Annotated in this window: 9 protein-coding genes; 4 read left to right on the top strand and 5 right to left on the bottom strand. The window is 60.6% G+C overall.

Annotated features, from left to right (window positions below):
• Window positions 1-14: 14 nt before the first annotated feature.
• The gene (locus Q0949_RS20500) at window positions 15-779 is read right to left on the bottom strand and encodes an efflux RND transporter periplasmic adaptor subunit (protein ID WP_299376955.1); all 765 of its coding nucleotides are present in this window, start codon (window positions 777-779) and stop codon (window positions 15-17) included.
• Window positions 780-948: 169 nt separating this feature from the next.
• Between Q0949_RS20500 and Q0949_RS20495 the strand changes: the two genes are divergently transcribed.
• Both Q0949_RS20495 and Q0949_RS20490 read left to right on the top strand, forming a co-directional pair.
• Window positions 949-1,731: a SapC family protein gene (locus tag Q0949_RS20495; protein WP_299376953.1), complete on the top strand. Its 783-nt coding sequence runs from the start codon at window positions 949-951 to the stop codon at window positions 1,729-1,731.
• Window positions 1,732-1,917: 186 nt separating this feature from the next.
• Window positions 1,918-2,892: a membrane dipeptidase gene (locus Q0949_RS20490; protein WP_299376965.1), complete on the top strand. Its 975-nt coding sequence runs from the start codon at window positions 1,918-1,920 to the stop codon at window positions 2,890-2,892.
• Between the two features lie 5 nt (window positions 2,893-2,897).
• Here the strand turns inward: Q0949_RS20490 and Q0949_RS20485 are convergent, their stop codons facing one another.
• From Q0949_RS20485 to repA, 4 genes are all read right to left on the bottom strand, one after another.
• Window positions 2,898-4,004, bottom strand: coding sequence for a Fic family protein (locus Q0949_RS20485; protein ID WP_299376950.1), 1,107 nt, complete (start codon window positions 4,002-4,004; stop codon window positions 2,898-2,900).
• 112 nt (window positions 4,005-4,116) lie between these two features.
• Window positions 4,117-5,334, bottom strand: a complete 1,218-nt coding sequence (gene repC / locus Q0949_RS20480; RefSeq protein ID WP_299376947.1) for a plasmid replication protein RepC — start codon at window positions 5,332-5,334, stop codon at window positions 4,117-4,119.
• Window positions 5,335-5,603: 269 nt separating this feature from the next.
• Window positions 5,604-6,578: a plasmid partitioning protein RepB gene (repB, locus tag Q0949_RS20475; protein ID WP_299376944.1), complete on the bottom strand. Its 975-nt coding sequence runs from the start codon at window positions 6,576-6,578 to the stop codon at window positions 5,604-5,606.
• A 2-nt stretch (window positions 6,579-6,580) separates the two neighbouring features.
• Window positions 6,581-7,762: a plasmid partitioning protein RepA gene (gene repA / locus Q0949_RS20470; RefSeq protein WP_299376941.1), complete on the bottom strand. Its 1,182-nt coding sequence runs from the start codon at window positions 7,760-7,762 to the stop codon at window positions 6,581-6,583.
• A 262-nt stretch (window positions 7,763-8,024) separates the two neighbouring features.
• Between repA and Q0949_RS20465 the strand changes: the two genes are divergently transcribed.
• Together Q0949_RS20465 and Q0949_RS20460 are read left to right on the top strand one after the other, a co-directional pair.
• A complete protein-coding gene (locus Q0949_RS20465) occupies window positions 8,025-9,932 on the top strand; it encodes an HlyD family efflux transporter periplasmic adaptor subunit (protein ID WP_299376938.1) in 1,908 nt (635 codons plus the stop codon).
• A partial coding sequence (locus tag Q0949_RS20460; protein WP_299376935.1) for a peptidase M50 occupies window positions 9,914-11,638 on the top strand: 1,725 nt, incomplete at its 3' end. The genes Q0949_RS20465 and Q0949_RS20460, both read left to right, overlap by 19 nt.

Genomic DNA, 11,638 nt, shown 5'->3' with positions numbered 1-11,638 from the left:
GGCCGCTTGTGCCGTCAGATGTTCACGCGGCAACGCACACCTGCGGGCAGGACGCGATCCGGGTTGGGCAGGCGTAGTCGAACACCAAATGTACTGGACGCGGCATCCGACACACGGTCGATGACCTCGACCGTGGCGGTCAAAGGCTCCGACCCTTCGGTACCGCCGACATCCGGCAATACGTCCACCGTATCACCCACGGCAACCCGGCCGCGCAGCGACAGTGGCACAAACACCTCGACATGGAGCGGATCAAGCGTCGCAATCGTCAAAACGGGCCGTTGCTCTGACGCGTATTCGCCGGGGTCGACGATCCGCGCGGTCACGACACCGTCCGTGGGTGCCCGCAGGATCCGCTGGGCCAGCTGCGCTTTGACACGCTCCAGATCCAATGCCGCAAGATCCTTGACCGCGATCAGGCGATCACGCTCCTGATACAGGGCCAGCAACTGATCTTCGAGCCGGTCCAGATCGTTCTGACGCACAAGCGCACGTTCGGTCAAATCGCGCATGCGGCCCAGCTGTGCCTCCAGAACCTCGACCCGTTGGGCCACGCCGGACAGTTGTGTTTCATCCGTTGCGCGCCGTTCGGCCACTGCGATCTCGACGGCGATGGCGCTGTCATCCAGCTCGACCAAGACATCCCCGCTCGACACCGTGTCGCCTCGACCGACATGCACGTGACGCACAACACCGGGCTGTGCCACCGACAGATCCACGACCGCGCTCGGTACGATCACACAGCTGCGCACCTCTTCGGAGGAAACAGGCGTTGTCAACAGAGTCACAGATGCCGCAACACCGGAAATTAAGGAGTAGCGGAGGGAATGGACATTGGACAATTGGGCATTTCCTTGCCAAGCTGACGTAAGGTCGCGGCCGGATCGGCCCCGCTTGAATATACGGTCCATTAGGGCCCAACAACGCCGCAATATCAAGGAGTTCTACGTGCAGACTCAACTACTGTTCTATCGCAACGCAGTGCCGGTTTCCGCTTCGAAACACAAGGACACATCGCTGCGCAGCGATGGCACTTTCTCCTACGCCGCGGAAGTAAATTCCGTACCGTTGGTCGCCGCAGAGTTTCGCGCAGCAGCATCAGACAGCTGTATCGTTTTTGCCGGTGAAGGCGACGAAGTGATCCCGGTTGTCATCCTCGGTTTCCGCGACAAGGAAAACCTGTATGTCGATGACGAGGGGCGCTGGACCGGCCGATACGTGCCCGCATTCATGCGCCGTTATCCTTTCGTTTTTGGCCAGACGGAAGACACCGAGAACTTTACCCTCTACGTCGACGAAGAATTTGACGGCCTCAACACCAACGGTGAAGGCGAACGGCTGTTCGACAGCCGTGGTGAACGTACGGCCTATCTGAACCAGGTGCTGGATTTCATGCGCGAGTATCAGGCCCAGTTCGTTCGGACGCGTGCATTCTGCAAGGCAATCCGCGAGCTGGATCTGCTCGAACCGATGCAGGCGCAATACACCATGCCGGACGGGTCGCCCGGCCGTCTGTCCGGGTTCAGTGCCATCAACCGTGACAAGCTCAAGGCGCTGACAGGCGAAACTTTGGAACGCATGTTGCGCAATGACGAATTGGAACTGTTGTTTATCCATCTGCAATCGCTCAATAATTTGCAACCATTGCTGGCCAAGGCCGCCGGTGGTCCGGCACCAGATCCCGAAGCGGAAACGCCGGTCGAAGATGCCGCGAGTGAAGAGGGCGCCTGAGCCGTCCAAGGCGTGCGGGCAGAGATACCGCACGCCGATATTTTACATAATTACCATTATTGCTCTATGTTTCGGGGTCGTATCTTTGCAACCGCGCAAGTATACCTGCCGTGCCGCGAGGCGGGGTCATGCTTTGCCTGGCTACGGTTTTTTCACCGGAATTGACGGCTTCGGAGCTCAATCGTGATACGTATCGACAACCTGCAATATGCCAACTGGTCCGAGAAAATCTTTCGCGAAATGCGGGCGGGCGGCGTGGATGCGGTGCATGTCACCATCGCCTATCATGAGAATTTCCGCGAAACAGTCCTGAACTTTGAACGCTGGAACCGCTGGTTCGAGCAATATCCCGACCTGATCCTCAAGGGGCAGTGGGCCAGCGACGTGGACCGCGCCCGTGCCGAGGGCAAGACGGCGATTTTCTTTGGCTTTCAGAACCCAAGCCCGATCGAAGATGACATCGGCCTCGTGGAAATCGTCCACACGCTCGGCGCGCGGTTCATGCAGCTGACCTATAACAATCAATCCCTGCTGGCGACGGGTTGTTACGAGGCCGAGGACACCGGCATCACCCGCATGGGTCGGCAGGTGATCAAGGAGATGAACCGCGTCGGGCTGGTCATCGACATGAGCCATTCGGCAGACCGCTCGACGATCGAAGCGGCCGATATCTCGGAGAGGCCGATCGCGATCACCCACGCGAACCCGCACAGCTGGGCCCCTGCCCTGCGCAACAAGACAGACGACGTGATCCGCGCCGTTACGCAAAATGGCGGTATGCTGGGGTTTTCCGTCTATCCTCATCACCTGCGCGGCAAATCCGACTGCAGCTTGCAGGACTTTTGCGAGATGATCGCGCGCACGGCCGAGACCTTCGGCCCCGAGGTGCTTGGGATCGGCACGGATCTTTGCCAGGATCAGCCAGATAGCGTAGTCGAATGGATGCGCGTGGGCCGGTGGAGCAAGGAGATCGACTATGGCGAAGGCTCCGCCGCGGCGCCGGGATTTCCGCCCATGCCCAGCTGGTTCAAGGATAACCGCGATTTCGACAACATCGAGACCGGTCTAAAGGCCACGGGGCTGAACGACACCGAAGTCGCCGGGATCATGGGCGACAACTGGTATCGCTTCTACAGGGACAATTTCATCCCGATGGGATGACCGCATCACTGCTGAACAGGCTCTAACACAAGCGAATAGCTTGTGCTGCGCCCACCGGCAGGATCCTTTTTCAGCGCCCTCAAAGCCATCAACTCGTTGATGTCGCGATACGCGGTATCCTGAGAACAGTTTTGCACCTTGGCGTATTTGGATGTCGTCAGCTTGCCTATGAAGCCATCGAGCAACCTGTTCAACATATCGCGTTGGCGGTCGTTCAAACGGTCATGGCGATGCTGCTCCCAGAAGCGTGCTTTCTGAAAAACCGACTGCAAAATGTCCTCTGATCCGTCGAAGGCACGCCCCAAGCAATCCAGAAACCAGGTCAACCATGGGGTGACGTCCAGATCACCTTTCTGGGTGGTTTCCAATTGGTCGTAGTAGGCCGTCCGCTCCTGTCGGATTTGCGTGGACATGCTGTAAAACCGCTGCGGGCTTCCTTCGGCGCGGGCCAGTGCCATATCGGCAATCGCGCGTGCAATGCGCCCGTTGCCATCATCAAATGGGTGGATCGTGACGAACCAAAGATGCGCGATCGCAGCGTGAATCACCGGGTCCGTCTTGGGCGGCATCCCAAACCAGTCGAAAAAGTGCGACATCTCGGAAGGCAGGCGTGACGCGGCGGGCGCTTCGAAGTGGATACGCTCCCGCCCGTATGGCCCGGACACCACTTCCATCGGTCCGGGCCGCCATGCGCCGACGGTGATGCGTGAAATTCCGCTGCGACCCGTGGGAAACAGGGCGGCATGCCAGCCAAACAAACGATCCGGATCGAGCGGTTCTGCATGGTTCTGGGTGGCGTCCAGCATCATGTCGACCACGCCGTCGACATGTCGATCCGATGCGGTCGTACCAACAGTTTCCAGACCCAACCGTTGGGCGATGGACGACCGAACCGTGTCGCGGTCCAGTACCTCGCCCTCGATCTCACTGCTTTTTATGACATCGCTGGTCAATGTGCGTATCGATGCTTCGCTCCGCAAATCAAAGCCGAGACCTTCCATCCGACCGAGCAAACGCCCCTGCCGGTGCCGAATGTCGGCCAGTTTCACGGACAGGCCCGAGCGATCCCAACGAAAGTTGGGCCAATCAGAGTGTTCGTGAATATAAGCCATAATATCCGCACCTTTTGCGCTGTTTACCATGCAAATGCGGAGATTGCACCGCTTTTATCCGCACTCCTTGCGGAGATAAAGCTCGGTTTTCTCCGCACATCCCCTGCCCTACTCATGCCGCCCTCGCCGTTAGGCGGCCGTAAAAGCTGCGTTCAAGGTGCAAATCGCCTGCTTTGTATTTCTCGACCATTCCGCGCAGATATCCACCGGGTGACGTGACTTCGCCGGTACAGTGTTTCTCGAACACAAGGATCATCGCGATAGTGGCTGTCTGTGAGCCCATTCGGTCCTGAGCCATGTCCCAGGCCTGTTCCGAAACGCCAATCATCGGCCGCAACTGACCTGCAACCCTATGCACATCATCCCAAGTCTTAAGATATCCCGCCAACGTCCGGGCCCATGTCGTGAACTCGGGACATGCTTGCATGATTGTTGGCAGATCCAGATCAGATTTGCGCCTGCAATCGTCTTTGGGCGCTCCGGCCTCAACGGGCTTAGTTTCTAAGCAGTTACTTTCTACAGTGTGGAGTTCATTTGTAGTTCGTATATGGGGGCCATTTATGACCCCTGTGGGGTTCATATCTTGTTGTTGATCAACTGGCTTGGTGGGTTTTGCACACTCGGTTTCCCCAAGAAATGCAGCGTCCACCTTGGCCAGAAGCACTCGGAATAGGTCCAAAATATCGGCCAGTGCCGCAGACGGCGTCCGAGGTCCCGGCAACTGGGTCAGCAGCCCCTCGAACCGCGCAATGAACTGGCCCCAGGCACCGCGCAGACCGCCATTGAGTGCGGCGTCCAGCCTTGCGCGGATCATACGGCGCGTAACCGTGATTTGGCGCCGCAGGGACTGGCACAAGGCCCGCTCCGCCTGCACCTCGGCATAAAGGCTCTCGAACTCTTCCGCACGCGCCGCCAAAGGCGACAGATCGACACCATATGCTTCGATGATATGCCCTTCGGCGTCGCGCCGGCCCCAGCGTTTGCCGTTCGAACTGTCACGAAAGGCAACGACGCCAATGGCCACCAACCTGCGCAGGTGACGCTTGAGAGCCGACAGGGAAAACCCTGTCTGCTCCATCAGCAATGCATTGGACATCCAGACCACGGGCCGCCTGCCCTCTTCCCAGTCCTGCGGCTGTGTGAACGCCCCCAGCGTATCAAGCAGCATCAGGTCGCTGGCTTTCAGCCCGATATGCACACCAACACGCTTGACCGCGACAAAGGCGCGGGTTTTTGGCACAGCAATATCAGCGCCCTCACGCGCAAATTGCTCGGCAATACCAAGCTCTGCCGTCATCTTGCGCCAGCCTGTCGGGCGCTGCGAAGGCAAACCGTTATTGTTCCGCGACGGTTTGGCCGCGGGTGTCCCCTTTGGGGCGTCGATACATTGTCTCATATCCTGTCGACGCAATAAAAACCCGTTCGCCCAAGGGCGTTTTTCATTGTGCGGTGATTCGGGGACTGCTAGGATTGAAGTGCGAAAACAATCAGCGCCTTGGCGTTGCAGCCCTCGGAACTCCGGTTTCGAGGGTTTCTTTTTGCGTTATCCTCCTGTGTTGCTCATGGCCTCAATGCACCAGTTAACAGCTGTTAACCGGCCTATCCTCCAGCTTCGCTTTTGAATGTCTGGTAGGATTCCTCGAGCAGACGATCGATATTCCGATCCAACCAATCTGCAAATCCGTCCGGGGCCCCTGCCCGCTTGACCGTCACCGTTACCGCCGACTTGGTCGACTTGATCACCGATCCTGCGATCGGATGTCGCTCCGCCGGGCGCACGTCACGGGTGCCACGACGCGCCAGATGATCCAGCGCCGCCTGAAGGCGCAGGTCCGACGGTACGTCTTCGGGCAAGCCTCCGATCACCTTCAACATCACGGCGTCCGTCACCTGCCCGGCCTCGAACGCCGCGGCAAGTTGCATCCATTTCGGGCGCCCTGCCCCATGGGCTGGGCCAATTGCAACGCCGACTGCGTCCGGGATCAGACGGGCCACACGTTCCAACTGTGACAGGCTTTGCTTGCTGATCGACAGCGCCTGCTGCGCTTCTTCCCGGCTGTGGCCCTGCGCAAGGATCGCCAGCGCAAAGCGCGCACGTTCGTAAAAGCTGAGATCCTGCCGTCCCGCATTTTCCAGCCCCTTTGCGATCAGCGCCTCGCCATCATCCAGCGTTCGGATCAACGCCTTGACCGGGATACCAAGCGCGTCGCAGGCCATCACGCGCCGCCGTCCATAGATCACCTCGAACTGGCCGTCCCGGTCTGTCGCGGGGCGCAGCAAGACAGGCACCTGCTGACCGCTGGCCTTGATGCTTTCCATCAGGTCCAGAACATCATCGCCCACCGGTGCATTTGCCTGCGTCAGCGCCAGCCTGTCCTGCGGCCCCCACGCCAGGATCACCGACGTCTCGATTGACTGAATGCCACCCAGACCTGCGCGCACAGACCCCACCGTGCCCTTGGGTAAGGTGCGATGCGCCCGCGCGCTTGCCGATGCGCCCTTGGGTTCGGCCATCCCCTCGGTCGCGGCCGATATTGCCGCCATGATGCCGGTCTTGTTCTTGTCGAGTGCCATAGCTAGCGCCCCCATGCCGATTGGACCAATCGCGCGACATCCCCGCCTACTGCGTCCATGCTTGACCTTGCCCGGTCATAAGTGCTGCGAGTCATGTCCGCCCGGGCGACCTCATAGATCGACATCTTGAGCATTGACGCATCAGCAATGGCCGTGCTGCGCAGCGCGGTCGATGGAATGATCCGGTCCTGAAACAATGCACGCATAAGCGATACGATCTGCTGGCTGGGAATGTCGCTCGGGTCATCTCTTGTGATCAAAAAGGAAAAGAAGTCGTGATCCATGCGTACGCCGGTGTCCTCGATCACACTCAGGTAGGCCGAGGTCATCTCGATGAACTGCTGAGTGGACGCCAGATCAAGCATGCTGGGCGTCATCGGAACCAGAACGGACGTCGCCGCAAAAAGGCCCGTCAGCGTCAGAAACCCCAGCGACGGCGGGCTGTCGATGACGACGATGTCGTACTGATCCTCCACCGGCGCCAAGGCGTTCGACAAGCGTTCGAAGAACGCCGCACCCCGCCCCGCGTTGACGGCCGTTTCGGTTTCGAACTCGCTCAGGATCAACCGCGCTGGGGCCAGGTCGAGGCCAGGAAAATAGGTATCCACGATCACATCCGTCATCGGCAGCGGATCTTCGTAACGCAGCACGTCGTAGATCGTCGGGCCGTCAAATTCGAGCTCGGTTTGCAGCCCGCAAAAGCCGGTCAGACTGCCCTGCGGATCAAGGTCGATGGCCAGCACACGGTAGCCGTTTAGCGCAAGATAGTGACACAAGTGGATCGTCGCCGTGGACTTGGCCGACCCCCCCTTGAAGTTCATCAACTGGATGACCTGCAGTGAGTCACCCTCGCGGCGTCCGGGCAGGTATTTGCCCTTGGTGCGCGAGCCGGCCTCAAGTGCCTGCCGCATGGACCAGATTTCATCACCCGAATAGGATCGGCGCCCGCCTTTGTTGACCGCCGGTTCCGCCAAGGTGCCGTCGCTGTGGCATTTCCGCAAGAATTGCCCGGACACGCCCAACAGCTCAGCAGTCTCTGTTGCGCTGAATAGTCTCAAAGTCTTGCGTTGATCTGGCGCATAGACCTGTTCAAGATGGGTGGTAAGCGCGGTCTTGAGCCGCTCCGCCATCTGGCTTGTCACATCGGATTGGGACTCTGCCGAAATCGGTGCCGTCTGAAACATGGTTGCTCTTTTCCTGCTCTTTGTTGCTTATTTGCGCAACTTGGAGACGATAGGCATTGATTCACCTGCCCAAGTCAAGAAAATTTCACAACCCGTCGCGGACGCCACCCCCCTACCCTACCACATGTCGTAACGGAATGCGCGAGTTAACAGCTGTTAACAGGCACCCGCACTCAACGGGAAAACGGGTTCCCAAACCTTTGCTGCGCTGCCTATAGTTCGGGACCGTCACATTCGGCGGGTGAAACTTGGATCACCTCAGATGACAACGCGCGCGCAGGGCGATCTTTTGGAACCCTCTCCGGACGGACAGGCCGACACCGATGATCAGGCCGCGGTGCTGGACCGTGCCCTGTGGCCTATGTTGCGGCCCAGTACGCCGACGGATGCCTTTGCCAACGCGTGGCTGACGCTGCAATGCCAACTGGTTGGCACGGTCTCCAAGGCCGCGCTGATCCTGCCGGATGACGGGCCGGAACTGACAATGGTGCCGCGCGCAATCTGGCCCGTCGACGCCGTCATCGACAAGGAAATGAGCGCCACGGCGGAACGTGCCATTGCGGAAAAACGGGCGGTTCTGCGCGACAATGGCAAAGGCACAGTTTGCATCTGCTACCCATATCTTGACGATACCCGGTTGCTGGGCGCGGCCCTGATGCGCATCGACGGGGCCTCACAGCAAGAGGCACGCCAAGCCCTGCGGCGTTTGCAATGGGGCGGCGGATGGGTCGAGCTGCGCGATGCGCGGGACCGCGAACACGCCACCGCAGCTGAACGGGACCGCGGACAAGCCGCCATCGATGTTCTGGTCGAACTCCTTGAGGCGCGCGGGCACCGCACCGCCGCCATGGCCGCCGCAACCGCCACTGCGGCCGGGCTCGACTGCGACCGGGTGTCGATCGGCCTGTTTCGGGGAAAGACGCTCAAGATTGTCGCCGTGTCGCACACGGCAGATGTCGGGACGCAATTGGCGCTGGCCCAGCTGATCCGGCGCGCCATGTTGGAATGTCTCGATCAGGGCGGCGTGATCCTGCGAAAGGCCACGCGGGATGCCGACGCACAGGAAGACACCCGCGTGTCCCGCAGCCATGGCGAATTGCTCAGGCAGCAGGGCGCAATGTCCGTTCTGACCCTGCCACTGGCCGATGCCAATGGCGAGGTGATTGGCGCGTGTCTTCTTGAACATCGCGACGCCGACGGGTTTGGCCGCGATCGTCGCGACCTCGCGCTTGGGATCGGTGCGTTGATCGGCCCGATCCTGCGCCAGAAAATGTTGGCGGATCGCGGCTGGCCACGGCGCTTGGCTGCGTCTATCGGGCGCACGCTCGGCGCGATTTTCGGGCCTGCACGCTTGGGGGCAAAGCTCACGTTTCTGATGCTTGCCGCGTTTGTGTTTTGGGCGGCGACGGCGCGCACCGCGTTCGAAGTGGTGTCGGACGCGCGTCTTGAAGGCACCGTACAACGGATCATTTCCGCCCCCTTCGACGGTTATCTGGTGGGCCAGACGGTGCGACCGGGCGACAGGGTCGAGGCAGGGCAGGTCCTGGCACAACTGGACGATCGCGACCTGCGGCTCCAGCTGTTGGCAGCAGAGGCCGAATTGACCGAACGCGAGATCGAGCGAAACGCGGCAACTGCCCGTGGACGGCGTACGGACGAGGCGTTGCTCAGCGCACAGATCGCACAGGCGGCGGCACAGATCGACCTGCTGCGCGCACAGATCGCAAGAACGGCACTGACCGCTCCTTTTGACGGCGTCGTCGTGTCGGGCGACCGGTCACAGGAATTGGGCGCTGCCGTGACCCGCGGCGAAGAGTTGTTCGTGGTCGCGCCACTGGATGACTACCGTCTGCGATTGTCCGTCGAAGAGGGTGACATCGCCGCGCTGGAACCGGGGCAGGGGGGCCGCGTCCGCTTTGCCTCGCGCCCGGACGAGACATTCGCGTTCGAGGTCGAGCGTATTCTGTCCGTCGCAGCCCCCGAGGATGGCGGCAACAGGTTCGCACTGGAGGCGCGCCTGAGCACATCTGACGACGTGGGCCCGGACGTCTTGCTGCCCGGTATGGAAGGGGTCGCGCGGGTCGCTATCGAGGACCGCCTGACCGTGCGTGTGTGGACGCAGGATTTCGTCAACTGGCTGCGGCTTGCCACGTGGCGCTGGTTGCCATGACGCCCGGCCCCGCGCCATATTCCGCAATCTGGGCGCAAGTGGCAGGTTTGCGGCCCGTGTTGCGTCCCCATGTGGTTTTGCACCGCCAGTATTTTCGCGGTGCCCTTTGGTACGTGATGGAGGACCCGACAGGCGGCAAGTTCTTTCGGTTTTCGCCCGAGGCTTACGCGCTGATCGGTTTGATGGATGGGCGTCGCACACTCGAAGATATCGCAACAATCGGAGAGGACCGCCTTGGCGTTCACGCACCCACACAAGACGAGATCGTGCAGTTGCTTTCACAGCTGCATGTGGCGGGCGTTCTGACCACCGACCGGATTCCCGATCTCGAGGAAATCGCCGAGCGTGACAGCACCATGCGCCGCAAGAAGATGATGCAATCGATGCGCAATCCATTAGGCGTCAAGGTGCCCCTTTTTGCCATCGACGGCTTTATCACCGCAACGATGCCGCTGGTGCGGTTCATGTTCACATGGATCGGCTTTCTCGCTTGGCTTGCCTTGTTGGTCTACGGGACGGTGCTTGCCGGAATCCACTGGCAGGCACTGACCGGCAATCTGGTGGACCGGGTGTTGTCGGGCAATGGGATTGCGCTGCTCCTGATCGCCTATCCGTTGGTCAAGCTCTTGCACGAGCTGGGGCACGGATACGCGGTCAAGCATTGGGGCGGGCAGGTGCGCGAGGTCGGTGTCATGTTCCTCGTGTTTATGCCGGTGCCCTATGTCGATGCCTCTGCCGCTATCGGTTTCCCGTCCAAACGTCAGCGGATCGTGGTGGGTGCCGCAGGGATCATGGTCGAACTTGCGGTGGCCTCCTGCGCGTTGATCGCGTGGACCCAGATGGAACCCGGCATGGCCCGCGCGTTGATGTTCAACGTGATGTTGATCGGCGGGGTATCCACGCTTTTGTTCAATGGCAATCCGCTGTTGCGCTTTGACGGATATTACGTGTTCAGCGATCTGATCGAGGTGCCGAACCTTGGTCAGCGGTCCAACAAATACCTGGCCTACCTGATCCGCCGGCACCTGTTTCGTCTGGACACGGCCCGCACGCCCGTCACCGCGCCGGGCGAGCGGAAGTGGCTGTTCGGTTATGCGGTCCTCGCATTTGTGTACAGGACCGTGATCATGCTGGGCATCTCGCTGTTTGTTGCAGGCAAATTCTTTTTCATCGGCATTGCTCTGGCGATCTGGTCGGTGATCCTGATGATCGGGCTGCCGATACTCAAGGCGATTGTCTACCTCGCCAGCGCCGCCGAACTGGAGACGCGCCGCAAGCGCGCCTTTGTCGCCTCGGCAGCATTGGTCGCAACCATTGCAGGGCCGTTGGTGGTGATCCCCGTGCCCGATGCCTCCATCGCGTGGGGGGTCGTGGTGGCACCCGGCGAGACACGCGTGATGACCCGTACGGGCGGGTGGCTGACCGACATGGCGGCGTCGGGCCATGATGTGGCGGGGGCGCAGGTGCAGGTTGCACAACTGACCGATCCGCTGGCAGATGCGCGTGCACGGTTGGTCACGGCCCAGCTGCGGCAGGCGGAAATTCAGCTGGCCGCGAGCGACGCCGTGGATCCGCTTCAGGCCCGGATTGATCAGTCGCGCCGGGATCTCGCCCAGAGCGACCTTGATCGCCTGTCAGAACTCAGGGACGCGCTGCAGGTTCTGGCCCCGCAGGAGGGTCGCTTTCAGCCGCTGATCGGCGCGGAC

Source organism: uncultured Tateyamaria sp., from assembly GCF_947487805.1.
Classification (GTDB): Bacteria; Pseudomonadota; Alphaproteobacteria; order Rhodobacterales; family Rhodobacteraceae; genus Tateyamaria.
Note: the sequence above shows the minus strand (reverse complement) of the source record. Positions and strands in the feature narration are given on the sequence as shown.

Bases quoted from the DNA above. Each gene is read 5' to 3' on its own strand.
- Q0949_RS20485 (WP_299376950.1), bottom strand. From the start codon at position 4,004: ATGGCTTATATTCACGAACACTCTGATTGGCCCAACTTTCGTTGGGAT.
- Q0949_RS20465 (WP_299376938.1), top strand. From the start codon at position 8,025: ATGACAACGCGCGCGCAGGGCGATCTTTTGGAACCCTCTCCGGACGGA.
- repA (WP_299376941.1), bottom strand. From the start codon at position 7,762: ATGTTTCAGACGGCACCGATTTCGGCAGAGTCCCAATCCGATGTGACA.
- repB (WP_299376944.1), bottom strand. From the start codon at position 6,578: ATGGCACTCGACAAGAACAAGACCGGCATCATGGCGGCAATATCGGCC.